Genomic DNA, 25,695 nt, shown 5'->3' with positions numbered 1-25,695 from the left:
CTAGCGGGTGGCGGCGCCGCAAGAGGGGGTACCAGAAGCAGTAACTGGCCTGCCGCACCTGGATGGTGCGGCAGGCCCGGTGGAGGTGCAGACCTGACTGGTGATGAAGTCCTCGGTGCCCTGGTTGTCGTTCTTGCCGTCACAGCCGGGCATGCCGCCCGAGTTGTAGAACTGGGTGTTGACCACGGTCAGGATGTCCTTGGTGGCCAGGCCCGTTGGAAGTACGGGCTGCCGGTGGTGTACATGTCCATGGTCTGCGGGGCCATGGTCAGCACGAAGTCGGGGCCGACCTGGGCGGCCAGGGTGTGCAGCGCCTGCGACATGCAGGTGGGCGCGGACGCGGGCACGAGGGGTGCCTCGACCGGACGTTCGACTGGCGACTTTCCCGCAGGTGGGCGGTCCGGAGTACGCTGCCCCGGGACCTATGGCAGCCAGGGCCGAGGTCCAAGGGGTAGTGCTCGGAGGAGCTGGAAACACATGGGTCTGCGCGATGTCGTCGAGCGCACTCCAGGGCTGCGCACCATGCTCGGCGGCCTGTACCGGCTGTACGGGCAGCGGGTCGAGGTCAACCTCGGCAAGACGCCGCACCACGTCGGCGTGATCATGGACGGCAATCGCCGCTGGGCCAAGGAGGCCGGCGGCACCACCGTCTTCGGCCACCAGCGCGGCGCCGACAAGATCGTCGAGTTCCTGGGGTGGTGCGACGAGACCAACATCGAGGTCGTCACCCTCTGGATGCTCTCCACCGACAACCTCTCCCGCCCGGCGGACGAACTGGTGCCGCTGCTCGGCATCATCGAGGACGCGGTGACCGGGCTGGCCGAGCTGAAGTGCTACAAGGTCAACCCGATCGGCACCCTGGACCTGCTGCCCGCGAAGACCGCGAAGATCCTCAAGGAGGCCGCGGCCGCGACCGAGCACCTGGAGGGCATCACGGTCAATGTGGCGGTGGGTTACGGCGGTCGGCACGAGATCGCCGACGCCGTCCGCTCGCTGCTCCAGGAGCACGCCGACCGCGGCACCTCGATCGAGGAGCTGGTGGAGATCCTGGACGTGGAGCACATCGCCGAGCGGCTCTACACCAAGGGCCAGCCCGACCCCGACCTGGTCATCCGCACCTCCGGCGAGCAGCGGCTCAGCGGCTTCCTGCTCTGGCAGAGCGCGCACAGCGAGTTCTACTTCTGCGAGGCATACTGGCCGGCCTTCCGCAAGGTTGACTTCCTGCGAGCACTGCGTGCCTACGAGCAGCGGCACCGCCGCTACGGCGGCTGACCTCGGCTCCAGGGCCGCTGACCTCGGGGCATCCGGCACACCGTGTCACCAAGAATTCACGTCTACTGATCAACGTCTTGGCTTCTCACGGGCATGTCCGACAGGCCGTCAGGGCATACACATGGCAGACCGGCACTCTGACCAACAGGGGCACGGGGGCCGGTGAGCCGCGGGTGACGCAGGGTCACCCGCCCTGGAGGCCTAGTGGTCAGTACCAAGAGCCGCCGGACACCAGACCGGCGCACGTACGTCCTCGACACCAGTGTGCTTCTGGCCGACCCGCTGGCCATGACCCGGTTCGCGGAGCACGAGGTGGTGCTCCCGGTGGTCGTGGTCACCGAGCTGGAGGCCAAGCGGCACCATCCAGAACTGGGCTACTTCGCCCGCCAGGCCCTGCGCCTGCTAGACGACTACCGGATCCGCCACGGACGGCTCGACGAGCCGATCCCGGTCGGCGACTTCGGCGGCTCGATCCGAGTCGAGCTCAACCACTCGGACCCCTCGGTGCTCCCGGCCGGCTACCGGATCGGCGGCGGCGAGGCGGACACCCGGATCCTCGCGGTCGCCCGCAACCTGCAGGCGGAGGGGTACGACGTCACGGTCGTCTCCAAGGATCTGCCGATGCGGATCAAGGCGAGCGCGGTCGGGCTGCTCGCCGAGGAGTACCGGGCGGAGCTGGCGATCACCTCCGGTTGGACCGGGATGTCTGAACTGTCCGTTTCGGCCGACCAGGTTGACGACCTGTTCGGAGCGCCGCACGACACCCCCGTCCCGGTCGACGGCGCCCAGGAGCTGCCGGTCCACACCGGACTGGTGCTCAGTTCGGAGCGCGGCCGGGCACTGGGCCGGGTCACCGTGGACGGCCGGGTCAAGCTGGTGCGCGGCGACCGGGAGGCGTTCGGGCTGCGCGGGCGCAGCGCCGAGCAGCGGGTGGCGCTCGATGTGCTGCTCGACCCCGAGGTGGGGATCGTCTCGCTCGGCGGCCGGGCCGGCACCGGCAAGTCCGCCCTGGCGCTCTGCGCCGGGCTGGAGGCCGTGCTGGAGCGCCGCCAGCACCGCAAGGTGATGGTGTTCCGGCCCCTGTACGCGGTCGGCGGCCAGGAGTTGGGCTATCTGCCGGGCAGCGAGTCGGAGAAGATGAACCCCTGGTCCCAGGCGGTCTTCGACACCCTCGGGGCGGTCACCACGCCCGCGGTCATAGAAGAGGTGATCGGCCGCGGGATGCTGGAGGTGCTGCCGCTCACCCATATCCGGGGCCGGTCGCTGCACGACGCCTTCGTGATCGTGGACGAGGCCCAGTCGCTGGAACGGAACGTACTGCTCACGGTGCTCTCCCGGATCGGCCAGGGTTCGCGGGTGGTGCTCACCCACGACGTGGCGCAGCGGGACAACCTCAGAGTGGGGCGCTATGACGGAGTGGTGGCGGTAGTGGAGAAGCTGAAGGGGCATCCACTCTTTGCACACATCACCCTCACGCGCTCCGAGCGCTCCCCGATCGCCGCGCTGGTGACCGAGATGCTGGAGGACATCCAGCCCTGACGGCGCCGCAGTTGATCGTCGGGTAGTCGAACAATCCGTCCGGCGCAAGGGTTTTGGCCCGCGCCGGGCGGATTGTCAGCACATCGGGGCGCGTACTGTCCGGCGAACTGTCAATTCACCTGTCGGGATGGCATGTGAGCTTCGCCACGCAACCGGGAATTGCGCAGCCGCGTCCCCTTGGGGCATCGTGTGGGTTCTGTCAGGCCCCGCGTACGGCCCCTGTATTGGGCGTCAACTGAATATGGACGGACCGTACGCCGCCCGATCTTCATGTCAGCTCCGGCTCTGCCGGGGCGGACACCGGGCCAGAGTCTCCCGTGACCAGCAGCAGTGGAGGCCAGTGACCAGGGGCATGTTTCGTCCTCACGGTCACGCGAGGGCGACGCTGGAAGGAAACCATGTGACTCGGATCTCGGTCCGGGGAGTTGCCGTGGCCTCCGCCACCGCGGTCACCGCTGTCGGTGCCGTGGTCGGTATGGCCTCGGGCAGCGAGGCCAAGCCGGTTCAGGCTGCGGACATCGCGGGCGCCACCCTGCTCGCCGACGTCCCGTCGGGCACCGACGCGCAGGCCATCAGCGACAACATCGGCCAGCAGGCGACGGCTCAGCAGCAGCAGGCCGACGCCGTGGCCAAGCAGGCCGCTGCCGAGGCCGCTCGGGTGAAGGCCGCCGCTGACGCGCAGGCCAAGGCCGACGCCGACAAGGCCGCCGCCGATGCCGCCGCCAAGGCCCAGGCTGCCGCCCAGGCGCAGCAGGAGGCCGCCAACCGCGCCAAGGCACGCTCCCAGCTGGCAGTCACTAGCACGTCGGACTCCTCCTCGTCGGACTCGACGCCCGCCACCTCGTACAGCCCGGGGTCGGTGCAGGCGCTCGCCGCGAGCATCGTGGGCGACTCCTCCCAGTTCCAGTGCTTCAGCAACATCGTGACGCGCGAGAGCGGCTGGAACTACACGGCCGTCAACCCGTCGTCCGGCTCCTACGGCCTGGTGCAGGCGCTGCCCGGCTCCAAGATGGCCTCGGCCGGTGCCGACTGGCGCACCAACCCCGCCACCCAGATCAAGTGGGGCCTCGGCTACATGAACGACCGCTACGGCAGCCCGTGCGGCGCCTGGTCGTTCTGGCAGGCGCACAGCTGGTACTAAAGCCCCCTTGTCACTTGGGGACCGGATCCCCGAAAGCCCTCGGCCTTCTGAGCCGGGGGCTTCGGCCGTTTTGCGGGCCGGTGCGCCGAACGAGTGACCGTTATGGGTACCGTGAGCCTCACAGGGTCGTGCCGAACGCGCGGCCGACCAGAGGACGGAGCGCAGATGGCACGGGGCGAGCGGCGCGACCGGGTACTCTCCGCGGTTGCGAAGTGGAGTACCGCGCTGGCGCGACGGGCCGCGACGGCCCGCGATGAGGGCGGGCCGGTGATCGAGCCGGAGCCGCAGCCGAGGGTCGCCCAGCGCCCCGCCGTGGCCGCCCCGCCGCCGCCCACCCAGGTCGATCCGCCCCCGCCGCCGCGCGAGCGGTACCGGGGTCCGCGGCCGGCCACCCCCGCCGAGGCGGTGCCCTGGGGGCTGCGGGTGGCGGCCGAGTCGATCTGGCGGCTGCTACTGGTCGGCGCCGCGCTCTACGTGATCTTCGACGTGGTGGACCAGCTGCGGCTGGTGGCCTACGCGCTGCTGGCCGGGGTGCTGATCTCGGCGCTGCTCGAACCCACCGTCTCCTGGCTGCGCCGGCACGGGGTGCCCCGCGCCCTTGCCGCACTGGTCACCTTCCTGGCCGGCCTCGGTGGAATCGCGCTGGTCGGCTGGTTCGTGGTCTGGCAGGTGAGCGCCAACATCTCGGACGTCTCCAGCAAGGCCCAGACGGGCGTCGGGAACATCCACAACTGGCTGCTCAAGGGGCCGATGCACCTGACGCACCAGCAGTTGAGCGACTTCACCAAACAGCTGCAGACCGCCATCGGCAACAACACCAGCCAGATCACCTCGCTCGGGTTCACCACCGTGGGCTTCGTGATCGAGGTGGTGACCGGGGTGCTGCTGGCCGCGTTCACCACCTACTTCCTGCTCTACGACGGCGCCCGGATCTGGAACTGGGTGCTGCGCGGGCTGCCCCAGCAGTCCCGCTACGCGATAGCGGGGGCCGGCCCCAAGGCCTGGACCACACTGACCGCCTATGTCCGCGGCACGGTCGCGGTCGCCTTCATCGACGCGCTCTGCATCGGCATCGGGATCTACCTGCTCGGGGTGCCGCTGGCCGTGCCGCTGGCGGTGCTCATCTTCCTGGGGGCCTTCATCCCGCTGGTCGGCGCATTGGTCACCGGGACCCTGGCGGTGCTGATCGCGCTGGTCACCAAGGACATCTACACCGCCGGCATGGTGCTGGTGGTCCTGGTGGCCGTGATGCAGATCGAGGGGCACCTGCTGCAGCCGCTGATCCTGGGGCGGGCGGTGCGGGTGCACCCGCTGGCCGTGGTGCTCGGGGTGGCCACCGGGTCGATCGTCGGCGGGATCGGCGGCGCGGTCGTCGCGGTGCCGCTGATCGCGGTCACCAACACCGTGGTCGGCCACCTGCGGCAGCGGCACGCGGCGGCCGACGAAGTGTTCGCGGCCGTGGAGGCCGCCCAGGAGGCGGCCGAGGCGGCCGAGACGGCGGCGGCCAAGGAAGCCAAGGAAGCGAAGGAAGCCAAGGAGACGGTGCCGGACTCCGCCGACTTCTCCCCGGAGCGGGTCGTCACCTCCTAAACTGCCGTCATGTATGTGACCGGGCTTGGCATTTCGGGGATCCGGGGGTTCGGCCCGGCCCGGGAGGCGCGGCGGCTGGAGCTGCCGCAGGCGGGCTGGACGGTGCTGGCCGGGCGCAACGGCTCCGGCAAGACCACGCTGCTGCGTGCGCTGGCGCTGGCGCTCGGCGGGCCCTCGGTGGCGCGCGGTCTGGTCAGCGACTTCTCCGGCTGGCTGACGGCGGGGGAGGGCACCGGCTGGGTGCGGGCCTGGGTGCGCCCCGATTCCACGGTCGACCAGTCGGCCGAGGCCGAGCCCGAGCTGGAGCTGGGCCTGCGGTGGACCAGGCCGAGCGACGGCCCGCGTCCCGAGCTGGAGGCCTTCGGCTCGCCCAGCCCCGAGCTCGGCCCCTGGGCGGAGAATCCGCAGGGCTGGTTCTTCGCCGGCTACGGCCCGTTCCGCCGGCTGCTCGGCGGCGCGGGGGAGAGCCGGCGGCTGATGCTCGCGGCCGGCCCGGTCGGCCGGCTCGCCACCCTGTTCCACGAGGAGGCCTCGCTCTCCGAGGGCGTCAGCTGGCTGATCGACCAGCACGTGCGCCGCCTCGAAGGCCGCCCGGGCGCGCAGGAGACCCTGGACGTGGTCACCGCGCTGCTCTCCGACGGGCTGCTGCCGGACGGCTACCGGGTCGGCCGGGTCGACGCCGACGGCCTCTGGGTGCGCCGCGGCGACGGCCCCGACTTCCCGCTGCGGGAGCTGAGCGACGGCTACCGCACGGTCGCCGCCCTGGTGCTCGACCTGGTGCGGCAGTTCCAGACCTGCTACGGCCGGCTGCCGGCCGGCCCCTCGGGCGCGATCCAGCTGCCCGGGGTGGTGCTGATCGACGAGGTCGACGCCCATCTGCACGTCAGCTGGCAGCAGCGGATCGGCCCCTGGCTCAAGGCGCACTTCCCGTTGGTGCAGTTCATCGTCTCCACCCACAGCCCGTACATCTGCCAGGCGGCCGACCCGGGCGGGCTGATCCGGATACCGGGACCGGACGAGACGGCGGGGCCGGAGCCGGTGAGCCAGGACCTGTACCACCGGGTGGTCTACGGCAGCGGCGACGACGCGGTGCTCTCCGCCCTCTTCGGCCTGGAGTCCCCCTACTCGGAGCGGGCCGAGTCCGCCCGGCGCCGGATCGGCGACCTGGAGGGCCGGGTGCTGTCCGGTGCCGCCGACGACGCGGAGCTGGCGGAGTACCAGGAGCTGACCGAGCGGCTGATGAGTTCGCTGAGCGCCCGGGTGGACGAGGTGTCGGCCCGGCTCGGCCGGAGACCGTAGATGATCCCGCTGCAACGCGGGCCGTTACCAACGGAGTTGGCCGCCCGGATGGCGGCCCGCACCGAGCGGATCGGTGAACACCGCGGCGGCGCCCGGGAGTCCTGGCGGGATGCCCGAACCATCCGGCGGGATTTGAGCGTTCATCTGATCGCGATGTCGGCCGGCCTGTCCCGGTGCATGTACTGCGGGGACAGCGAGGGCACCAGCATCGACCACTTCCAGCCGATCGCGATGGCCCCGCAGCGCGCCTTCGACTGGCTCAACCACCTGTGGGCCTGCGCCTTCTGCAACAGCAACCAGAAGCGCGACCTCTACCCGACCGACCGCCAGGGCCGGGCGCTGCTGATCGACCCGACCAGTGACGAGCCGGCCGACCACCTGGACCTGGTGCTGGCCACCGGCGCCTACCGGGCCCGCAGCGCCAAGGGCCGGGAGACCATCAGGATCTTCGGCCTGGACCGCCCGGTGCTGGAGCGCGGCCGGGCCCACGCCTATGTGCGCTGCCGCTCGATGCTGCGCGATCTGGCCCGGCTGACCGAGCACGGCGAGGCGGTCGAGGCCCGCGAGGTGGCCCAGGCGCTTGCGGTGCAGCCGTTCGCCGACGTGCTCTACGAGATGCTGCGGCTGCGCACCGCGCCGCGGGCGGCGCTGGTCTTCGGGGTCGAGACGGTGGCGGGCCTGAACGCACTGACGGGGCCCCACTTGTCGAAGTGGAGCCCCGTCGGGAGGTAGCGGTGCCTCAGGCGAGCGCGGCCTCGGCGTCCAGCACCGACGCCACCGCCTGCACCACCGCGGCGATCTTCGCCGCGGCCTGGATGACCTCGCGCTCGACGCCGGCCTTGCGCAGCACCTGCTCGTGCGAGTCAAGGCACTGGCCGCAGCCGTTGATCGCGGAGACCGCGAAGCTCCACAGCTCGAAGTCGACCTTCTCAACGCCCGGGTTGCCGATGATGTTCATCCGCAGACCGGTGCGCAGCGTGCCGTACTCCTTGTCGGAGAGCAGGTGCAGCGTGCGGTAGTAGACGTTGTTCATCGCCATCACCGCGGCGGCGGCCTTGGCGGCGGTGTACGCCTCGGCCGACAGCAGCTCCTTGGCCTGCGGCTCCAGCTCGCTCAGCACCGACTTGCTGCCGGTGGCCATCGCGCAGGACAGCACGGTGCCCCAGAGCTGCTGCTGCGGCAGGTCGGAGTTGCCGATCACCGAGCCCAGGTTGAGCTTCAGGTCCTTGGCGTAGTCCGGCAGCGCGGCCTTCAGTTCGTCGAGCGCCATGGTGATCAGCCCGCCAGCAGCGAGGCGGCGTCGAGGGTGTCGTCGCCCTTGTTCCAGTTGCACGGGCACAGCTCGTCGGTCTGCAGGGCGTCCAGCACCCGCAGGACCTCCTTGGGGTTACGGCCGACCGAGCCGGCGGTCACCATGACGAACTGGATCTCGTTGTTCGGGTCGACGATGAAGACGGCGCGCTGGGCGGTGCCGTCCTCGGCCTGCACGCCGCAGGCCTGCATCAGCTCGTGCTTGATGTCGGCCAGCATCGGGAACGGCAGGTCGCGCAGGTCGTCGTGGTTCTTGCGCCAGGCGTGGTGCACGAACTCGGAGTCACCGGACACACCCAGGACCTGCGCGTCACGGTCGGCGAACTCGTCGTTCAGCTTGCCGAACGCGGCGATCTCGGTCGGACAGACGAAGGTGAAGTCCTTGGGCCAGAAGAAGACGATCTTCCACTTGCCCTCGTAGGTCTTGTGGTCGATCTCGGCGAAGGCCTTGGCAGCGTCCAGGTCGACGCAGGCGGTGAGGCTGAACTCGGGGAACTTGTCACCGATCGTGAGCATGTTCGTGACTCCTGGGTCGGGATTCGGAGGGCTAAGGACTGGATTGCCTTTGGTTCGACGAATCCAGACGTGATCAAACATGCCATAGCCCCAACTGATCAGGGAAATAGCTAGACTCGATACATCTGATCGGAGAGAGCTATCAATACCCAGTCGCAGACGCCCCTGCAGAAGAAAAAGGGCCGCACCCCGAGCGTCGCCCAGCTGCGCGCCTTCGTCGCCGTGGCCGAACACCTGCACTTCAGGGCGGCCGCCAACGCCATCGGCACCAGCCAGCCGGCCCTCTCCGGGGCGTTGGCCGCACTGGAGGAGGCACTCGGCGCCCAGTTGGTGGAGCGTACGACACGGAAGGTCATCATCACCCCCCTGGGGGAGCGGGTGGCCGCCCATGCGCGCCGCGCCCTGGCCGCGCTGAACAACCTCACCGAGGAGGTCGAGGCCGCCCGGCGGCCGTTCACCGGCCCGCTGCACCTCGGGGTGATCCCCACCGTCGCGCCCTATCTGCTGCCCACCGTGCTGCGGCTGGTCCGGGAGAGCTACCCGGACCTGGAGCTGCACGTGCACGAGGAGCGCACCCCCTCGCTGCTGGACGGCCTGGCAGCCGGCCGGCTCGACGTGCTGCTGCTCGCCCTGCCGGCCGGCGGCAGCTCGCCGACCCGCGACATCCCGCTGTTCGACGAGGACTTCGTGCTGGTCACCCCGCCCGACCACGAGCTGGCCGGGCGCACCGACGTGCCCCGGGACGCGCTGCTCGACCTGGACGTGCTGCTGCTGGAGGAGGGGCACTGCCTGCGCGACCAGGCACTGGACCTGTGCCGAGAGGTCGGGGCGGACGTCTCCGGAGGCTCCACCCGGGCCGCCGGGCTCTCCACCCTGGTGCAGCTGGTGGCCGGCGGCCTCGGGGTGACCCTGCTGCCCGCGACCGCCCTGGACGTGGAGGCGGGGCGGGCCGACCGGCTGGCCGCCGTGCGCTTCGCCGACCCCGCGCCCGGCCGGCGGATCGGCCTGGCCACCCGCCCGGGGTCGGCCCGGGCCGCCGAGTACGACCGGTTCGCCGATTCGCTGCGCGAGGTGCTGCGCGACCTTCCGGTGCGGATCGTCAGCCAGTAGCAGGCCGCTGTTCGGGTGACATCCCGACCTCTGCCGTCCTCATAAATCCCCTTGTCGGACAAGGGGATTGACGTGCTGCCCGACTTCTCGCCCGGCTCGCCGACCGCCCACCCCCGGGGTGAGCTGGATCAGCTCAGAGATCCGGCAGTGGTGAGGAGAACGGCGTGGGTCCGCAGACCGAGACCGAACTCGAACCCGACGAGCAGCTGCCGCCCGGGGCGCCGCCACGCCGCCCCGGGTGGCTGCGCCGATTGCTGCGCCGCCGCTCGGTGCGGGCCGTCCTCGCACTCCTCGCGGTCTTCCTCGGCTGGCTCGGCTGGTCCCTCGGCTCGGCCCTGCTCGCCCCGGGCAACGACAGCACCATCGCCCGGATAGCCGAGTGGGCCCGGGACCACCACCTCGGCCCGGTGGTCACCGGGCTGGAGACCGCGCAGTACAAGATGCACCCGCCCAAGGTCGGCGGCCGCCCCACCTTCGCCCTCGGCCCGACCGGCCCCAGCCAGGGCGCCGTCCACACCCAGGAGAACAAGCACGGGCTGGCCACCCTCGTCACTCCCATCACCCCGGCCCCACTGGTCTCCCCGGCCGGCGACCCGCTCCCCGGTGAGGGCAGCTGGAAGGTGATCGGCACCGCCCAGGGGGTGCCGGCCGTACAGAGCGCGATGCTCAGAGCCGACAGCGAGCACACCTCCTACGTCGCCGCCGTGGTCTCCATGGACGAGCGCCTGGTCCGCTTCCAGCTGCACCCCGGCACCGACGACCCCGGGCCGGACAACTGGGGCGTGCCGCCGAACATCCCGTCCGACGCCAGGGCCGGCCTACTGGCCAGTTTCAACGGCGGTTTCAAGGTCGGCGAGGCCCGCGGCGGCTTCTACCTCAACGGCGTCACCCGCGGCACCCTGACCCAGGGCGCCGCCTCGCTGGTCTTCTACAAGGACGGCCACGCCACCGTCGGCAGCTGGGGCGGCGACGTCTCGATGACCCCCGACGTGGTCGGCGTCCGGCAGAACCTGCGCCCGATCATCAGCAACGGCCAGGTGGCCGACGACGTCGACCAGGCGATCGAGACCGGCTGGGGCCTGACCATGGGCGGAAAGTTCTTCGTCTGGCGATCCGGCGCCGGCATCACCCAGGACGGCCGGCTGATCTTCGCCTACGGCCCCGCGCTCTCCGTGCGCACCCTGGCCGAGCTGCTGCACCAGGCCGGCTGCGTGCAGGCGATGCAGCTGGACATCAACCCGGCCTGGATGTCCTTCAACTACTACCAGCCGACCGGCGACCCGGCCGCGCCCACGCCCACCAAGCTGCTGCCCGATCAGGAGCGCCCCGCCGACCGGTACTTCGAGCCGACCAGCCGCGACTTCACCGCGGTCTACGCCCGATGACCGCGGAGCCGCCGGTGCTACCGGCACCCGAGCTGGACCCGGCGCCCGCCGGGCCGACCGGGAGCATAGGTTGGCCACGAGCCGTGCTGCGCACCTCGCGCCCGCGGCAGTGGCCCAAGAACCTGCTGGTCTTCGCGGCCCCGGTGGCCGCGGCCGACCGCGGCCGGCTGACCGGCCTGGACCTCGCCCTGGTCGCCTTCGGCGTCTTCACCCTGGCCTCCTGCGCGGTCTACTTCGTCAACGACGTGGTGGACGCCGAACGGGACCGCCGCCACCCCGCCAAGTGCACCCGCCCGGTGGCCAGCGGCGACCTGGCCGAGCGGCACGCGCTGCTGTTCGCCGGCGGCTGCGTGGTGCTGGCCGCGGCCGGCTCGGCGGTGACCGGAAGCACAGGGCTCGCCTGGTGCGTGGCCGGCTACCTGGCCCTGTCGTTCCTCTACTCCGCCACCCTCAAGCACCTCCCGGTACTCGAACTGACCATGGTGGCCTCCGGGTTCGTGCTCCGCGCGATCGGCGGCGCGGCCGCCGCCAGGGTCGCGCCGTCCGGCTGGTTCGTGCTGGTCTGCAGCCTGGGCGCGCTGCTGGTGGCGATCGCCAAGCGCTACACCGAGCTCGCCGGCCTCGGCACCGCCGCCACCGGCCACCGGCCCAGCCTGCGCCACTACAGCCCGGCCGGGCTGCGGCTGGCCCAGCGGGCGATCAGCGTGGCGATGGTCGGCGCCTTCCTGAGCTGGGCGGTGCGGGGCGGCTCGGCCTGGGGCGTCGGCTGCCACCTGCTGACGGCGATACCGCTGGCCGCCGGGCTGCTCCGCTTCGACCACCTGATAGGCCGGGCCACCCTGAATCGGGTCGAGGACCTGATCACCCGCGACCGCACCATGCTGCTCTGCGAGTTCGCCTGGCTGCTGCTCTTCATCGCGGGGACCGCATGATTCGCGTGGACCGCATGATTCGCGTGGAGCGCCTGATTCGCGTGGACCGCATGGTGAACTGCCGTGAGGAGGAGGCCCGATGACGCTGCTCGACGGCTGGGGCCGGTGCACCGGCGGCCGGGCCGAGGTGCGCGGGCCACTGGACCGGCAGGCGCTGCGCGCGCTGGTCGCCAGCCGCCCGGCGCACGGACTGCTGGCCAGGGGAGCCGGCTGCAGCTACGGCGACGCCGCGCAGAACACCGGCGGCCTGGTGCTGGCGCCGGCCACCGAACCCGGGATCACCGTGGACGCCGGCGGCGGCACCGTGCGGGCGGCCGGCTCGGCGACCTTCGCCGAGATCCTGGCCCGCACCGTGCCGCGCGGACTGCTGCTGCCCGTGCTGCCCGGCACCGCCCGACTCACCCTCGGCGGCGCCGTCGCCGCCGATGTGCACGGCAAGAACCAGCGCACCGACGGCTCGCTGGCCGCCTGGCTCGACAGCGTCGAACTACTGGACGGCAACGGCCGGTTGCACCTGCTGACGCCCGACCGGGAGGAGTTCCGGGCCACCGTCGGCGGCATGGGGCTGACCGGCCTGGTGCTGGCGGCCACCGTGCGGCTGATCCCGATCACCGGCACCCGGCTGCGCGTCACCACCCGCCGCGCGGCCGACCTGGACGCGCTGCTCGCCGAACTCGATGCCGCCCGCAGCCGCTACGCCGTGGCCTGGATCGACACCACCGCCACCGGCGCCGCGCTCGGCCGGGGCGTCGTCGACCTCGGCGACCACCTGGACGAGCCGGACGACCGGGATGAGCCGGACGGCCTGGACGACCTGGACGGCCTGGACGACCGGGGCGGCCTGGACGGCCTGGAGTACGCCCCCGCGCGGGCCCGCCGGGCGCCGCGGTTGCCGTTCTGCCCGTTCATCCCGCCGACCGCCCGGGCCTTCAACTCGCTCTGGTACCACCGGGCCCCGCGCGAGCGGACCGCGGTGCAGCAACTGCCCGCGTTCTTCCACCGGTTGGACGCGGTGCGGGACTGGAACCGGGCCCTCGGCCCGCGCGGCTTCCTGCAGTACCAGTTCGCCGTGCCGGACGGCGCCCACGGCCTGATCGCCGAGGTGCTGACCGCGCTCGGGGCGGTGGGCGCCGCGCCGTTCCTCGGCACCGTCAAGCGGTTCGGCCCTGCCAGCGGCTGCCCGCTCTCCTTCCCGCTGCCCGGCTGGTCGCTGGCCGTCGACCTGCCGCGCGGCGGGCGCCGGCTGCACGCCGTGCTGGACCGGCTCGACCGGCGGGTGGCCGACGCCGGCGGCCGGATCTACCTGGCCAAGGACGCCCGGCTCGGCAGGCCCGCCTTCGACGCGATGTACGGGCCGCTCACCGACTGGCGTGCCACCCGCGCCAGGCTCGACCCGGATGGCACCATGCGATCGGACCTCGGACGGAGACTGGGACTGTGCCGTTGAACTCCTTGAAGTCGTTGACGTTGAAGTCGTTGAACCAGAAGACCGTTGCCGCTGTGACGCCGGTCCGACCCCGCACCCCCGGGCGGATCCTGCTGCTCGGCGGCGGCAGCGAGATCGGCCAGGAGATCCTGCGCGCCCTGGACGCCCCGGCCGGCTCCGAGGTGATCCTGGCCGGGCGGGACGAGCAGCGGATGGCCGAACTGGGTACCGAACTGCCGTACACGGTACGGACCGTGCCCTATGACGCCACTGCCCTGGACACCCACCAGCGGCTGATCGACGAGCTGTTCGCCGCCGGGCCGATCGACCTGGTGATCTCCGCCGCCGGCGTGCTCACCCCGCAGGCCGAGCTGGACACCGACCCGCGCGCCGCCGGCACCCTGATCGACACCAACCTCACCGGCCACGTCACCGCCCTGCTGGCCGCCGTCCCGCACCTGCGGGCCCAGCGGCGCGGCCTGATCGTGGTGCTCTCCTCGGTCGCCGCGGTGCGGCCGCGCCGGGCCAACTTCGTCTACGGCGCCGCCAAGGCCGGGCTCGACGCGTTCGCCCGCGGCCTGGCCGACGCGCTGCACGGCAGCGGGGTGCGGGTGCTGCTGGTCCGCCCCGGCTTCGTGATCGGCCGGATGACCGCCGGTATGCCGCCCGCGCCCGCCGCCACCACCCCGGCCGCGGTCGGCACGGCCGTCGCGGACGCGGTGCGCAGCGGCGCCCCGGTGGTGTGGGTGCCGCGCAAGCTCGGGGTGCTGTGGCTGGGCCTGCGGTTGGTGCCGCGCCCGCTGTGGCGGAAGCTGCGCCGCTGATTTTTTCGCCGGCCTGGGTCTCCCTGACGGGCCGTCCTGTCGGCGGCCCGTCAGCCGCGCTTGAGCCGGAACGGCAACCGCTGCTCGAACCAGACCACCTTGCCGCCGCCCAGCCGGGTCGCACCCCAGCCGTCCGCGCACTTGGCCACCAGCTCCAGGCCTCGCCCGCGCTCGTCGTGCAGACCGGCCCGCCGCCGGCGCGGCAGCGCCGGACTGTCGTCCCCGACCTCGCAGCGCAGCACCGAGGTGCGGACCAGCCGCAGCGTCACCGGCTTCTTGGCATGCTGCACCGCGTTGGTCACCAGCTCACTGACCATCAGCTCGGTGCTCTCCGCGAGCTCCTCCAGACCCCAGCGGCGCAGCGCGTGCCCGGCCAGCCGACGAGCCCGCCCCGGCGTCTCGTTGCGCGGCTGGAGGTACCAGTAGGCCACGTCCTCCGCCGGGATCCCGTCGAAGGCCGCCGCCAACAACGCGATGTCATCGGCCCGTTCGGCCTGCGGCAGGATCCGCAGCGCCTCCTGGCAGATCTGCTCGGGGGAGTGGTGATGGGTGGCGGAGAGCCGCCGGCGCAGCCGCTCCAGACCCGTGCTGATCGGCCGCCGGGGGTTCTCCACCAGCCCGTCGGTGAACAGCAGCAGCGCCGAACCGGGCGGCGCGTCCAGCTCCTCGGAAGCGAAGTCCACCCCGCCCACCCCGATCGGCGCGCCCGCCGGCAGGTTCTCCAGCAGCTCGGCCCGGCCGTCCGGATGGATCAGCGCCGGCGGCATGTGCCCGGCGTTGGCCACCACGATCCGGTTGGCGATCGGGTCGTAGACCGCGAAGACGCAGGTGGCCAGATGCTCCTCGCGGCCCAGCCGCTGCGCCTGCTCGTCCAGGTGGTAGAGCACCTCGTGCGGCGGCAGGTCCAGCGCCGCCAAGGTCTGCGCACTGGTCCGCAACTGGCCCATGATCGCCGCCGAAGTCAGCGAATGGCCCATCACATCGCCGACGATCAGCGCCACCCGGTTGCCGGGCAGCGGGATCGCGTCGTACCAGTCGCCGCCCACCTGCGCCTCGCTCTCGCCCGGCAGGTAGCGGTGTGCCAGCCGGACCCCGTGCGGCTGCGGCAGATGGGTCGGCAGCATGCTGCGCTGCAGGCCGTCGGCGATCTCCGACTCGCGGGTGTAGCGGTGCGCGGTGTCCACCGCCAGCCCCGCCACGGTGGCCAGATGGGCAGCCGTCTGGGTGTCCGTCGGATCGAACCGGGCCGGCTCCTTGCCGGACGCCACCGGCCGGCGGACCAGCACCAGCACACCGAGCAGCGACTCCGGATCGGGGGCGGTCGCCTTCCTGGTCCGCTGCGGGGTCGCCTTGCCGGCCGCACGGCCCTGCAGCGGCAGCGCGAGCAGGGCGGTGCCGCGCGGCAGGGCGGCCAGCGACCGGGCGCCGTACAGCTCGGTCAGCACCGGACGCAGCTCCTCGCCCTCGGCGCTGCCCAGCACCACAGGACCCGGCACCGTCTCGCCGCGCATCAGCCGCTCCAGCGCACCGCCAGGGCGTACCGTCACCGGAGGCTTGCCGACACCCAACCGGGTGCCCTCGGCCCGGTGCAGCGACAGCTCCGGCGGCTGCTCGCGGTCCCGGTCCCGCACCGGGTCCGGGTTCCAGCTGCACAGGTGCACCAGCGCGGCATCGGCCAGCAACGGGACCAGCGCCCCGGTCAGGCTGCGCACCGTGGCGGCCGGATCCAGGCTGGTGGTGATCTGCCGGGTGGCGTTGTTCAGAAAGGCCAGCCGCTCGGTGAGCGCCTGGCGGACCCGCAGCTGCTGGGCGGCGTCGGGCACGGCGATGTCGGCCACGGCGCTGTCAGGCACAGTGCTTTCGGGCACGGCGGGAGCGGCCGGGGTGGCGGGCAGGCCCGCACGGGGCGGCGGGTGGCGCTGGGTCGGGACGGCGGGGGAGCGGCCGGCCTGGGGAGAGGGAAGGTCGAGCACGGCTGCCTGTTCTTACTGGTCGTGGGTCGGTCGTGGTCGGTCGTGGGTCGGGTTGCGGGTGACGTCTCAGGTGGTCGGCCTGCTGACAGGTTCTCGGCCTGGCTACGGGTTCTCGGCCTGGTTCCGGGTCGTCTTCCGGCAGTGCAGGAACAGCTGTTCCTCCGGTGGCAGCGCGGTACAGGCCGGCGCGTACGGCCGTCCGTTCAGCTCCTCCACCGTGAAGCCCACCCGGTGCAGCGCCGAGGCCAGCTCCTCGCGCAGGAACCCGCTGATCCGCAGCTGCTGATCCAGGAAGACCATCGGACAGTCGTCCAGATCCGCCTCCACCAGCCCCAGCACCAGCAGGCCACCCGGCCGCAGCAGCTTGCGGATCCGGCTGAGCGCCACCCTTATCTCCTGCTGCGGCAGCATGATCAGCGAGAAGAACGCGGTGGCCGCCGCGAAGCTCCGGGCCCCGGCAGGCCCGAGCTCGGGCACGCCCCAGGCACTCTCGGCCCGGTCGGTGGACAGGTCGTACAGGTCCATCCGGTGGTAGGCGGCGGCATCGGGCAGCGTCCGCCGGGCCAACGAGAGCATGCCGTCGCTCAGGTCGATCGCGGTCACCGCCATGCCGGCCTCGGCGAGCTGACGAACGGTCGGGTCGCCGGTGCCGCAGCCGATGTCCAGCACCCGGTCACCGGGCGCCAGCTCGTCGAGCAGCCGCCGACCCGCCGCGAGCTGGCCGTTCTTGGCTGGGAACGCCTCGCCGTACCGGGCACCGATCGCGTCGAAGGCCACCGCCTGCAGTGCCCGCGCAGCACTGCGGCGCGTGGGGCCAGGCCGCGCCTCACCCCGGGCCGGATCCGATATCTGTCCCATCGTCACGATTTGAGAGGAACCTTTCCGCCGCCGCACCCGCTTCTCCGACCCTCGCCCGCTCCGTCCCTGCTCAGCTGACCCTGCCTGAAGGTCCTCACCTGCTCGGGGGCACGGGTCACCCACGCGTGCCACCTGTGTATTGACGCCCGCGCGTGCCACCTGGCCTTTGAGAATATGCGTGATCACCCGGTGATGGAGGCCGTTTCCGGCCAACTCGTGGCTGATCCCCCCTTTCGGGTTGCATTACCGCCACTCGGACGGCCCATATGGCCCGTTGGCGGTAGCACACCGGGGTGCCAGGGGTGGTGAGCCCCCGTCCACGCGCCCCGCACGCCTGACCGAACCGGTTGCCGCCCGCGTTTATTGAACGTCAATGTCCGAGTGCCAGAGTTTCCTCAGCGCCGGGGAAGCGCGGAGAGGCGCTCCCGCAGCCGGGGGGCTGCGGGGGCTCCACTCATCGGGGGAACCGGGGGGACACCGCTTCCCGAGGGGGGATCGGGGGAGCACCAGGGGATCGGGGGAGGACGGAGCGCGGGGGCTCCGTCGGGGGACACCCTGGTGGCTACGGCGCTGCGGAGGAAGAAGGAGGCTCGGTGTGCTGCTCGTCAATGAGGACCCGGACTGCTTGGCCCTCGGGCACACCGAGCCGCGTGAACACCTCGTACGCCTCGCTGAGGCACGCCAGGCCACGGGAGGGGTGGCCGAGGCGCAGGAGGGCTTCGCCCAGGGCGGCGTTGGCTAGGCCCTGGCAGTAGGCGAAGTTCAGTTCCATGCCAATTCCCAGAGCTTCAGCGGCAGCCGTCGACGCATCGTCCGGTTGGCCGTCGGCCAGCAGGCAGTCGGCGAGGCGAGCGAGCGAGAGCCCCTCCCAGAGCCGCTGCTGCTGATCTTCGAACAGTCGGTGGGCCTCACGTAGTTGGGCTGCAGCCTCGGCTGGGGAGCCGGTGGCGCGGAGGACGACGCCGAGTTGGTAGTGGGCGTCGGCAAGGCTGCGGACGTTGCGCGAGGAACGGGCGGTGGTCACGGCCGATTCGGCGGACTCGACGGCGTCGTCCCACCGTTCGAGCTTCAGGTAGACGCGCGCGATATTGCCCTGGATGCGGGCGGCGCTGCCCATAGCGGCGAGGCTGTCGGCTAGGTCCCGGGCCTCGATCAGGAAGGGGAGCGCCTCCATGGGATGACGAGTTGTCAGAACAGTGCCAAGCGCACTGCTGGCAGCCGACCGGAGCCCTGGCGTTTGAGCGTCGACAAGGTCGAGGCAGTTCCGGAAGAACTGCTCGGCAGTCGGGTACTCGCCGGTCAGGTAGGCGAAGAAGGCTAGCGCAAAGCGCACCCGGGCGAGGGCCTCGAAATCGGTACCGTCTGTTGCGGCGGCATCGGCGACCATCAGAGTGCGACGGATTCGGGTGGCGTGAGTCGGCTCCTCGACCAAGGAGTTCAGGGATACCAGGAGGTCGATGGCAAGCCTGAGGAGCTCCGGCGTGCTGTTGATCGATTGCTCGATCGTGCTGAGGATGAGCGCGAGCTCACTCCGGATCCAAGTACGGGCGTCGTCCTCGTTCCCCAGGTACTCGCCGGGATGGGTGATTACCTGCAACGGCTCGATCAGCTGGTCGTCTGGCTCCAAGAGCTTCGAGGCGCTGCGCACCGTCGACACCAGCAACGCGAGCAGCCGCAGCAGCGCCGCCTGAGTGTCCGCCAGGTCCGCGACCTTCTCCCGCTGCTTCTGCGCGAACAACCGCAGCAGGTCGTGGTAGCGGTAGCGCCCAGGGGTGAAGCACTCCAGCATGTTCGCCTCAACCAGCGCTTCGGCGATGTCCTCGGCCGCGTCCTCGGAGGTGCCGAGCAGCGCGGCGACGGCAGAGAGCGGCAGATCGGGGCAGTCCACCAGGGCGAGCAGGCGGAAGGCCCGCGCCTCGGCAGGGCTGAGCTGCCCGTAGCCGAGACCCAAGGTGGTCTCGACCGCGAGGTTGCCCAACTGCAACTCATCCAGGCGGCGCCGCTGGTCAGCTAACCGCCGAGCGAGGTCGGCGACGGTCCAGCGGGGGCGACTGGCCAGCCGGGCGGCCGCGATGCGGACCGCGAGCGGCAGGAATCCGCAGGAGGTGACCACGGCCATGGCCGCGTCGGGCTCGGCCTCCACCCGATGCTGCCCGGCGATCGCGCCGAAGAGCTGAAGCGCCTCCTCGGGGGTCAGCTCCTCGACGTCGAACAGGTGGGCGCCCGGGATGCCGGCCAACCGGGAGCGGCTGGTGGCCAGCACCGCGCACCCGGCCACGCCGGGGATCAGCGGCGTGACCTGCTGCACGTCGTGGGCGTTGTCGAGCATGATCAGCATGCGCCGGTCCGCCAGCTTCGAGCGGTAGAGCGCGACGCGCTGCTCGAAGGACTCCGGAGGCTCGGTCGTACCGAGGGCAAAGAGGAAATCGCCAAGAACGACGGCCGGGTCGGCTGGGGTTGCGCTGACCCCACGGAGGTCCACGTATAGCTGGCCGTCGGGGAACTCCGAGCGCACGCTGTGGGCGACGTGTACGGCCAGGGTGGTCTTGCCGACACCGCCGATACCAGCCAACGAGGTCACCACGACGGCCTGCCCGGAGGCTCCTTGCAGCAGCGCGCGTAGATCCGTGACGAGCGCTGTCCGGCCGCTGAAGTCGGAGACATCGGCGGGCAGCTGAGCGGGCGGGGCCGGGACCACGGGTGCGGCAGTTTCAGCAACTGGAATTCGAGATTCCCCAAGGGAATTCATCAACGTCGGGTCGGCCGAGAGGATTCGCGAGTGCATCGCGGCTAGTCCGGCGCCGGGCTCCACGCCGAGCTCATCGATCAGTAGCTTCCGGGTTGCCGAGTAGACATTGAGTGCCTCAGCCTGCCGGCCGCAGCGGTACAACGCCAGCATCAGCAGTTCCCGCAGCCGCTCGCGCAGTGGCTGTTCGGAAGCTAGGTGGTTCAACTCGGAGACGATATCCGCGTGCAGCCCAATCTCCAGAGCCACCGCAGAGCGCTCTTCACGCGCGGCGATCTGAAGCTCCAGGAGACTTTGCCGCTGGGTCTCCGCGTACGGCCCTGGGAGGCCAGCCAGCGGCTGGCCACTCCACAACGCAATGGCTGAGCTCAGCAACTGGTGGGCCTTTTCGAGACTGCCCTCCTGGCGGCCCTGGGCAGCCTCGCTGAGAAGTGAATCAACGACGGCGAGATCGAGTGATTCGTCCGGAATGTGCAGGGCATATCCGTCTCGTACCGAAACCAATAGCCTTGCGGGGGTTCGTGCCTCGCGTCCGGGCTCGATCACCGTTCGCAGTCGGGAGATGTACGTGCGCAGAGCGGCTACCGCCTGCGGCGGCGGGCGGTCACCCCAGAGGCCGTCAACCAGTTCCTGAGTGGTGACAGGTCGGCCGCGGTGGAGCAGCAGTGCGCTGAGTACGGCTTGCTGCTGCGGCGAACCGAGTGCGAGTGACTGCTCGTCACGCCATGCCTGGACGGGTCCGAGCACCTGGAAGCGCAGCACGGCATTGTGCGGCGGTACCTGAAGCTCCATGAGGGTCCCCCGAAGGCCGGATACTTCGAACCTCGAAGTGCTGCCCTCCATCGTCCGGCGGTAATGCCAGGTCAGGAAGGGCAAATGGGGCAGATTGTGCACCAGGAGGGCCGTTTATAAGACATTTAACGACCCCTACGATACTGTCCCCACGCCACGGACAGACCGACCGGGGCGGTTCAGTACAGTCACCCCCTGAGAGGTGGTTCGGCGATGGCCGACAACGAGACTTCGATCGCTCTGCCCAAGCAGACCGATGAGGCGGAGGCCGCCCTGGCTGGCGCCGTTCAGGCGTCGGGCCAGGCTGCCGACCAGCACATTGAGCCCGGTGAGGCCGCTGCGCCGGCTTCCAGCGAAGTCGAGACTCCGGCTGAATCGGCTGCTCCGACTGGCAAGCCTGGCACTCCGGGGCCCCTTGGAGACATCATCAGCACCCACTGATGGCTACGCCGTGAAGCTCGTCACTTTGGCCTGAACTCATCGCCCGACGACCCGACCGCGCTGCGCGCAGAGCCCCCAGAGAGCGTGCTCGGGGGGCTCTGCTGCGTCATGGGTGCAGTTGGAAGTGGAGTGGCTCTCCGGCGGAGAGGCAGCGCTAATGGGTCTTCAGGAAGAAAAGTCGGATTTCTTGCGAAATGCGGGACCATAGCTCTCGGGCGCGAAGTGGCGAAGTGTTGAGAGAAAGATTCGAACATGGATGACAGGTAGTCGAACTGATAGTCTGTCAGTAGACGGGGGATTTAGTCCGTAGTCTTTGGAGGGGATTATCATGACTGCACTTCGCCGCATTGCGTCTGTAGCGGTTCTGTCCGTGGTGGCCGCCGCTGGCAGCCTTGTGATTGCAGGTACCGCCCAGGCGGCCGACGCTACCCCGGATGGCCTCGTCATCAGCACTCACGCGGTGACCCCGGATGGCCTCGTCATCAGCACTCACGCGGTGACCCCGGATGGCCTCGTCATCAGCACCCACTGACTAGGGCGCTGATTCGACGAGTGGTTCGGGTCCCTGGCCCCTTGGGGACTCGAACCGCATTAGCTATTTCGCGGCCGATTGTCACCGAAGGCGCGCGCTCATAGTTGAGACGTCTGCCTGCATGTTGATGGCCGCCGTTGACAGTTGCGGTCGCGCAGTGCCCTACCACCGCAGGTGGAGGGCAGTATCAGGATGCCCGGGTGAGGCCTCCCTGTGCATGTCGAACTCCCCGGCGCGGGCGCCCTGCAGGAACTTGGCCCACTTCGCCGGCGTCGTCCGGACGATCACCTCGGGCGAGTCGGACTCGCGGATCTCGACCATGCCGTCTGCGATGCGGATCTCGACGCACTCGTTGGCGCTGCCACTGAATGATGACTTCTGCCAGTCGGACATTGCGTTCCCTACCCTTCGGGCTTCCAACACTCTGTTGATGACGGGCTGGGTGCTGGCCCTACTGGGTCCTCAGCCCACCGACGTCGTACTGGCTGGCGAGTATGACCCATGCCGCTGACGGACACTTGCGGGCTCGGTCAGCCGGCGAAGTCCCCATGCGCATCGAACTCCCCGGCGCGGGCGCCCAGCAGGAACTTGGCCCACTTCGCCGGCGTCGTCCGGATGATCACCTCCGGGGAGTCCGACTCGCGGACCTCGACCGTTCCGTCGACAGCACGAACCTCGATGCACTCGTTCGAGTTGCCGCTGAACGACGACTTCTGCCAGTCCGTGGCCATGGCCTAACCTTCCAGTTCCTTGATGATGCCGTAGATGAAGTCGCGTGACCTCTCCGGCGTGAGTGCCGTCCCCTCGACCTCCGCGACCATGTTGCGGTACATATTCAACTCCGCCTCGGCCTGCATGAACTGCGGCCCTGGTGTCTGGTCGATCTGTGCGGTGTCGAGTTCGGGTACCTTGCCGAACGCTATGGCGAGATTCTCGCCAGCCCCCGGAAACGTTTCCACGCTGAACGGGATGGCACGGATGTGTACGCCAGCCCGCTGGGAGTCGTCCAGGAGGCTCAGCAGTTGAGTGCGTAGTACCGCCGGGCCGCCGAACTGCATGCGCAGGGCGGCCTCGTGGAGGTATGCCACGTACGGCCGGCCATCGAAGGCGAACTGCTGCCGCATGATCCGGAAGGCAGTGCGCGTGTCGAGCTCATGTCGCGGGAGCGGCGGCTTGATCCGTGAGAAGACGGCACTCGCATACGCGCTGGTCTGAAGCAGCCCCGGGACGTACGTGGTGGCCCAGTTGACCAGCCCGCTGGCGTAGTGCTCCATCTCCGCGATGTCGAGGAAGCCGTTCGGGAGACGGCCGCGATACTCGTCGAACCAGCGCTTCCCGCGTTCCTGCGCCTGGTTCGCAAGAGCATCAACCAGGGCGGTGCTGGTGCACTTTGCCGCGCTCGCCCAAGAGCGGAGCCGCTCGGCGCTTATGCCGGACTTCCCCTTCTCCATCTGGCTGACCTTCGACACGTCGATGCCGATGGCCGCTGCCATGTCGAGCGGGGTCATGCCCGCGAGCTCGCGCATCTTGCGCAGCTCAATCCCCAAGCGCAACTGGCGGACGGTGGGCGAGATGCGGGGCGGCAAGGTCCTGGTGCTCCTTCCTCGGCGGGTGTCGTCAGTCTGCCGCCTCTGGAGTTGCGGGGTCCACTCGGTCAGGCGTAGAGCCACAACGGGTTCGAATTGATATTTATATCCGCGACGAGTATCAAAGTTTACCCCTGATGCTTTATGGTGGTGCTGTCGAAATGGACTGATGGTCCGTCATATCGACTGTGTATCCCTGTGCTCGCCGGCGCTGACCGCAGGACTGTGGCTGCAGCGGTGGTTCAGGAGGGTCTTGGTCGCATCGAGCGCCGCTAGGCGCCCATGCTCCTGCTCGCCGTGCGTTTCGCGGAGCGTCCGAGCATTCCCCGTCAGCGGCGCCCGCGAGGCACGTGCATGAAGCGCCTTGCCCGGGTTGCGATCGCATTGAGGAGTCCCATGTCCCAGTCGTCCACCCCCTCGAACGTCACCAACCCGCCTCCTAGGTTGCTGCCCCCGGAGGCCCAGCCCGGGCGCTCCGACTGCCGGAGGTTCCGAACCTTGGAGCGGATCGTCCGCGCTGAGGATGACGAGTCGTTCGCGGTCGATGTCCGCATCCTGTGGCGTGAGCACCTGGTCGAACTCCACGGCGTGGAGCACTCGGCGAGCCCTGTCGCGTAGCTGGCCGGCGGCTCCGCCCTGTATTTGCGCAGGGCGGAGCTGAGCGGCCGAGCTGCCGCTGGTAGCTATCGTGCAGGGTGGCCGCGGTGCCCGTCTTCGCCCCCGGCGGGTGGCGACTGGACCAGCTCGGGGAAGTCTCCCCCAGCCTTTGGCCGGGAGGTGCCCCCTGCTGCAGTCGGCGTGAGTTGACGCCTTTGCCGCTGTTGACCAGCTTCGAGACTGCCACCTTGGGCGGGAGGCTGACCAGCAGGTGCACGTGACCGGCTTCGATGTTGAAGTCGACCCGGTTCCTCTCGAAGTCGGCGCACACGTTCGGCGTGATCTCTTCCATGCGGGTCAAGTGCGCATCGGTGAAAGCCCTATGCGGGTACCCCGTTACGAAAGCCAAGTGGGCGTGCAGCAGAGGGGCATGGTTCTCGCCAATCCCTGCATGTCTGATTTGTCGTCATAAACTGGCTTTAGTAGGGTGATTGTTGTGAAAGCTGACATGGGACGCCGGTACCGGCTGTACCCCGCTGAGGAGCAGGAGGAGATCCTGACCCGTTGGGGGCACACCTGCCGCGCCCTCTGGAACGTGGCCTTGGAGCAGCGCCGCTACCTGTGGCGACAGCGCGGTGTGACGCTCATGGGTTCGGCGCAGTGCAAGCAGCTCGCCATCGCCCGTTCCGAGCTGGACTGGATGGCTGATCTGCCGTCCGAGTGTGGCCAGCGGGTGCTGGCGAGCCTGGATGCGGCCTACCTGAACTTCTGGAACCCCGACCATCCGGCGGGCTTCCCCGCCCGGAAGAAGCGTGGGGACAGGACGAGCATCCCGTTCAAAGGGCAGTACGTCCAGGTCCGCAAGCTCAACCGACACTGGGCCGAAGCGCGTCTGCCGAAGCTGGGATGGGTCCGCTTCCGGCTATCCCGCGCCCTCGGGGGCGCGATCCGCAATGCCACCGTGTCCCGGGACGGCACCGGTTGGCACATCGCCTTCGGCATTCACACGGGCCGCGCCCCTGATGCACCGAACGGCAGGCCGGGCTGCGGCGTCGACTTCGGTGTGGCCGCCTCAGCGTTCGTCTCCACCGAGACCACTGCCCGTCTCATGCCGCCCACACTCACCCCGGCCGAACAGGCCCGGCTCACGCACCTGGAGCGCAAGAAGGCCCGACAGCTCAGCTACGCCAAGAAGCACAACGGGGGCCGGTACTCCAACCGGCTGCGCATGACCATGGACCACATCGCCCGGCTCAGGAGCCGGCAGGCCAACCGCCGCGCCGACTTCACGCATAAACTCACCGCCGACCTCGCTCAAAACCACGGCTTCGTCGGTATCGAAGACCTGCGCGTAAAGAACCTGACCAAGGCGGCCAAGGGCACCATGGACGCCCCGGGGAGGAACGTCGCCCAGAAGGCCGGCCTCAACCGGTCGATCCTGGACAACGCCCCCGGCGAGCGTAGGCGGCAATTGGAGTACAAGTGCCGCCTGTACGGCTCCCGGCTGATCCCGGTTCCGGCGGTCCACACGTCGCAGACCTGCGGACACCCCGCGTGCGGAATGATCGATCCCGCCAGCCGCCCCGGCTGCGGACGGCTGTTCCGCTGCGTGCACTGCGGCTGGGAAGACGACGCCGACCACAATGCCTCGGTTGAGATCGAGGCCCGAGCCCGCCGGACGGGTGGCTCGGTCACCAACAGCACGCGCAGCGCCATATCGGCGCGAGTCCCGGCCACGCGCCGGAGGCGGATGCGTGAAGCCCTACCGGCCACCTGCGGGTAGCCGAAGGGAATCGCCCCCCGGCAACGGGGGCGAGGATCGTCA

General features: G+C 70.2%; 25 protein-coding genes. 14 read left to right on the top strand and 11 right to left on the bottom strand.

Translation table 11 applies throughout. From position 1 onward, the window contains the following. Window positions 1–186 (bottom strand): hypothetical protein, encoded by a 186-nt coding sequence (locus P3T35_RS40470; protein WP_180356565.1) that lies wholly within the window; start codon window positions 184–186, stop codon window positions 1–3. A 2-nt stretch (window positions 187–188) separates the two neighbouring features. Next, window positions 189–347: a hypothetical protein gene (locus P3T35_RS40465; protein ID WP_180356566.1), complete on the bottom strand. Its 159-nt coding sequence runs from the start codon at window positions 345–347 to the stop codon at window positions 189–191. A 175-nt stretch (window positions 348–522) separates the two neighbouring features. Here P3T35_RS40465 and P3T35_RS29850 point away from each other — a divergent pair, with 175 nt between their 5' ends. The 6 genes from P3T35_RS29850 to P3T35_RS29825 all read left to right on the top strand — a co-directional run bounded on the left by P3T35_RS29850 (window position 523) and on the right by P3T35_RS29825 (window position 7,573). Continuing rightward, complete coding sequence (locus tag P3T35_RS29850; protein ID WP_101385230.1) at window positions 523–1,272, top strand: isoprenyl transferase; 750 nt, start codon at window positions 523–525, stop codon at window positions 1,270–1,272. A 204-nt stretch (window positions 1,273–1,476) separates the two neighbouring features. Beyond that, the gene (locus tag P3T35_RS29845; protein WP_101382001.1) at window positions 1,477–2,811 is read left to right on the top strand and encodes a PhoH family protein; all 1,335 of its coding nucleotides are present in this window, start codon (window positions 1,477–1,479) and stop codon (window positions 2,809–2,811) included. A gap of 400 nt (window positions 2,812–3,211) precedes the next feature. Further along, window positions 3,212–3,952: a transglycosylase SLT domain-containing protein gene (locus P3T35_RS29840; RefSeq protein ID WP_101382002.1), complete on the top strand. Its 741-nt coding sequence runs from the start codon at window positions 3,212–3,214 to the stop codon at window positions 3,950–3,952. A 165-nt stretch (window positions 3,953–4,117) separates the two neighbouring features. Next, a complete protein-coding gene (locus tag P3T35_RS29835; RefSeq protein WP_101382003.1) occupies window positions 4,118–5,542 on the top strand; it encodes an AI-2E family transporter in 1,425 nt (474 codons plus the stop codon). A 9-nt stretch (window positions 5,543–5,551) separates the two neighbouring features. After that, on the top strand, window positions 5,552–6,841 hold the full coding sequence (locus tag P3T35_RS29830; protein WP_101382004.1) for an AAA family ATPase: 1,290 nt from the start codon (window positions 5,552–5,554) through the stop codon (window positions 6,839–6,841). After that, entirely contained in the window at window positions 6,842–7,573 is a 732-nt protein-coding gene (locus P3T35_RS29825) for an HNH endonuclease (RefSeq protein ID WP_143676887.1), read from the top strand. Between the two features lie 7 nt (window positions 7,574–7,580). Here the strand turns inward: P3T35_RS29825 and P3T35_RS29820 are convergent, their stop codons facing one another. Both P3T35_RS29820 and P3T35_RS29815 read right to left on the bottom strand, forming a co-directional pair. Next, window positions 7,581–8,111 (bottom strand): carboxymuconolactone decarboxylase family protein, encoded by a 531-nt coding sequence (locus tag P3T35_RS29820; protein WP_101382006.1) that lies wholly within the window; start codon window positions 8,109–8,111, stop codon window positions 7,581–7,583. Between the two features lie 5 nt (window positions 8,112–8,116). Next, the gene (locus tag P3T35_RS29815; RefSeq protein ID WP_101382007.1) at window positions 8,117–8,668 is read right to left on the bottom strand and encodes a peroxiredoxin; all 552 of its coding nucleotides are present in this window, start codon (window positions 8,666–8,668) and stop codon (window positions 8,117–8,119) included. 165 nt (window positions 8,669–8,833) lie between these two features. Here P3T35_RS29815 and P3T35_RS29810 point away from each other — a divergent pair, with 165 nt between their 5' ends. The 5 genes from P3T35_RS29810 (at window position 8,834) to P3T35_RS29790 (ending at window position 14,345) form a co-directional block, all read left to right on the top strand. Further along, window positions 8,834–9,778, top strand: a complete 945-nt coding sequence (locus P3T35_RS29810; protein WP_101382008.1) for a hydrogen peroxide-inducible genes activator — start codon at window positions 8,834–8,836, stop codon at window positions 9,776–9,778. A 164-nt stretch (window positions 9,779–9,942) separates the two neighbouring features. Continuing rightward, complete coding sequence (locus P3T35_RS29805; RefSeq protein WP_101382009.1) at window positions 9,943–11,163, top strand: phosphodiester glycosidase family protein; 1,221 nt, start codon at window positions 9,943–9,945, stop codon at window positions 11,161–11,163. Further along, window positions 11,160–12,095 (top strand): decaprenyl-phosphate phosphoribosyltransferase, encoded by a 936-nt coding sequence (locus P3T35_RS29800; RefSeq protein WP_101382010.1) that lies wholly within the window; start codon window positions 11,160–11,162, stop codon window positions 12,093–12,095. Before P3T35_RS29805 ends, P3T35_RS29800 begins: the two co-directional genes overlap by 4 nt. A 79-nt stretch (window positions 12,096–12,174) precedes the next feature. After that, the gene (locus P3T35_RS29795) at window positions 12,175–13,542 is read left to right on the top strand and encodes an FAD-binding oxidoreductase (RefSeq protein ID WP_101382011.1); all 1,368 of its coding nucleotides are present in this window, start codon (window positions 12,175–12,177) and stop codon (window positions 13,540–13,542) included. A 53-nt stretch (window positions 13,543–13,595) separates the two neighbouring features. After that, window positions 13,596–14,345: an SDR family NAD(P)-dependent oxidoreductase gene (locus P3T35_RS29790; protein WP_101382012.1), complete on the top strand. Its 750-nt coding sequence runs from the start codon at window positions 13,596–13,598 to the stop codon at window positions 14,343–14,345. Window positions 14,346–14,395: 50 nt separating this feature from the next. On the opposite strand, the gene P3T35_RS29785 is transcribed toward P3T35_RS29790, so the two are convergent. From P3T35_RS29785 to P3T35_RS29775, 3 genes are all read right to left on the bottom strand, one after another. Then, window positions 14,396–16,318 (bottom strand): ATP-binding SpoIIE family protein phosphatase, encoded by a 1,923-nt coding sequence (locus P3T35_RS29785; RefSeq protein WP_101382013.1) that lies wholly within the window; start codon window positions 16,316–16,318, stop codon window positions 14,396–14,398. Window positions 16,319–16,420: 102 nt separating this feature from the next. Continuing rightward, on the bottom strand, window positions 16,421–17,176 hold the full coding sequence (locus P3T35_RS29780; RefSeq protein ID WP_101382014.1) for a class I SAM-dependent methyltransferase: 756 nt from the start codon (window positions 17,174–17,176) through the stop codon (window positions 16,421–16,423). Between the two features lie 562 nt (window positions 17,177–17,738). Then, the gene (locus P3T35_RS29775; RefSeq protein WP_180356569.1) at window positions 17,739–20,714 is read right to left on the bottom strand and encodes an AfsR/SARP family transcriptional regulator; all 2,976 of its coding nucleotides are present in this window, start codon (window positions 20,712–20,714) and stop codon (window positions 17,739–17,741) included. Between the two features lie 213 nt (window positions 20,715–20,927). On the opposite strand from P3T35_RS29775, the gene P3T35_RS29770 reads away from it, so the two are divergent. Beyond that, complete coding sequence (locus P3T35_RS29770) at window positions 20,928–21,155, top strand: hypothetical protein (RefSeq protein ID WP_101382016.1); 228 nt, start codon at window positions 20,928–20,930, stop codon at window positions 21,153–21,155. 328 nt (window positions 21,156–21,483) lie between these two features. Then, on the top strand, window positions 21,484–21,687 hold the full coding sequence (locus tag P3T35_RS29765; RefSeq protein ID WP_101382017.1) for a hypothetical protein: 204 nt from the start codon (window positions 21,484–21,486) through the stop codon (window positions 21,685–21,687). 162 nt (window positions 21,688–21,849) lie between these two features. On the opposite strand, the gene P3T35_RS29760 is transcribed toward P3T35_RS29765, so the two are convergent. From P3T35_RS29760 to tnpA, 4 genes are all read right to left on the bottom strand, one after another. Further along, window positions 21,850–22,080 (bottom strand): DUF397 domain-containing protein, encoded by a 231-nt coding sequence (locus tag P3T35_RS29760; RefSeq protein ID WP_101382018.1) that lies wholly within the window; start codon window positions 22,078–22,080, stop codon window positions 21,850–21,852. A 137-nt stretch (window positions 22,081–22,217) separates the two neighbouring features. Continuing rightward, a complete protein-coding gene (locus tag P3T35_RS29755) occupies window positions 22,218–22,418 on the bottom strand; it encodes a DUF397 domain-containing protein (protein WP_101382019.1) in 201 nt (66 codons plus the stop codon). A gap of 3 nt (window positions 22,419–22,421) precedes the next feature. Next, complete coding sequence (locus tag P3T35_RS29750) at window positions 22,422–23,273, bottom strand: helix-turn-helix transcriptional regulator (protein WP_280708482.1); 852 nt, start codon at window positions 23,271–23,273, stop codon at window positions 22,422–22,424. A gap of 439 nt (window positions 23,274–23,712) precedes the next feature. Continuing rightward, complete coding sequence (gene tnpA / locus P3T35_RS29745; protein WP_101382020.1) at window positions 23,713–24,330, bottom strand: IS200/IS605 family transposase; 618 nt, start codon at window positions 24,328–24,330, stop codon at window positions 23,713–23,715. Window positions 24,331–24,378: 48 nt separating this feature from the next. Here tnpA and P3T35_RS29740 point away from each other — a divergent pair, with 48 nt between their 5' ends. After that, entirely contained in the window at window positions 24,379–25,653 is a 1,275-nt protein-coding gene (locus tag P3T35_RS29740) for a transposase (protein WP_280708480.1), read from the top strand. The last annotated feature ends 42 nt before the right edge of the window (window positions 25,654–25,695 follow it).

It is taken from the genome of Kitasatospora sp. GP30 (assembly GCF_029892145.1).
GTDB classification, from domain to species: Bacteria; Actinomycetota; Actinomycetes; order Streptomycetales; family Streptomycetaceae; genus Kitasatospora; species Kitasatospora acidiphila.
Note: the sequence above shows the minus strand (reverse complement) of the source record. Positions and strands in the feature narration are given on the sequence as shown.

Excerpts from the sequence above, each read along its gene's own strand:
- P3T35_RS29830 (WP_101382004.1), top strand. The coding sequence starts at position 5,552 with ATGTATGTGACCGGGCTTGGCATTTCGGGGATCCGGGGGTTCGGCCCG.
- P3T35_RS29760 (WP_101382018.1), bottom strand. The coding sequence starts at position 22,080 with ATGTCCGACTGGCAGAAGTCATCATTCAGTGGCAGCGCCAACGAGTGC.
- P3T35_RS29770 (WP_101382016.1), top strand. The coding sequence starts at position 20,928 with ATGGCCGACAACGAGACTTCGATCGCTCTGCCCAAGCAGACCGATGAG.
- P3T35_RS29800 (WP_101382010.1), top strand. The coding sequence starts at position 11,160 with ATGACCGCGGAGCCGCCGGTGCTACCGGCACCCGAGCTGGACCCGGCG.
- P3T35_RS29795 (WP_101382011.1), top strand. The coding sequence starts at position 12,175 with ATGACGCTGCTCGACGGCTGGGGCCGGTGCACCGGCGGCCGGGCCGAG.
- P3T35_RS29835 (WP_101382003.1), top strand. The coding sequence starts at position 4,118 with ATGGCACGGGGCGAGCGGCGCGACCGGGTACTCTCCGCGGTTGCGAAG.
- P3T35_RS29820 (WP_101382006.1), bottom strand. The coding sequence starts at position 8,111 with ATGGCGCTCGACGAACTGAAGGCCGCGCTGCCGGACTACGCCAAGGAC.
- P3T35_RS29755 (WP_101382019.1), bottom strand. The coding sequence starts at position 22,418 with ATGGCCACGGACTGGCAGAAGTCGTCGTTCAGCGGCAACTCGAACGAG.
- P3T35_RS29765 (WP_101382017.1), top strand. The coding sequence starts at position 21,484 with ATGACTGCACTTCGCCGCATTGCGTCTGTAGCGGTTCTGTCCGTGGTG.
- P3T35_RS29775 (WP_180356569.1), bottom strand. The coding sequence starts at position 20,714 with ATGGAGCTTCAGGTACCGCCGCACAATGCCGTGCTGCGCTTCCAGGTG.
- P3T35_RS29780 (WP_101382014.1), bottom strand. The coding sequence starts at position 17,176 with ATGGGACAGATATCGGATCCGGCCCGGGGTGAGGCGCGGCCTGGCCCC.
- P3T35_RS29815 (WP_101382007.1), bottom strand. The coding sequence starts at position 8,668 with ATGCTCACGATCGGTGACAAGTTCCCCGAGTTCAGCCTCACCGCCTGC.
- P3T35_RS29850 (WP_101385230.1), top strand. The coding sequence starts at position 523 with ATGCTCGGCGGCCTGTACCGGCTGTACGGGCAGCGGGTCGAGGTCAAC.
- P3T35_RS29740 (WP_280708480.1), top strand. The coding sequence starts at position 24,379 with ATGGGACGCCGGTACCGGCTGTACCCCGCTGAGGAGCAGGAGGAGATC.
- P3T35_RS29825 (WP_143676887.1), top strand. The coding sequence starts at position 6,842 with ATGATCCCGCTGCAACGCGGGCCGTTACCAACGGAGTTGGCCGCCCGG.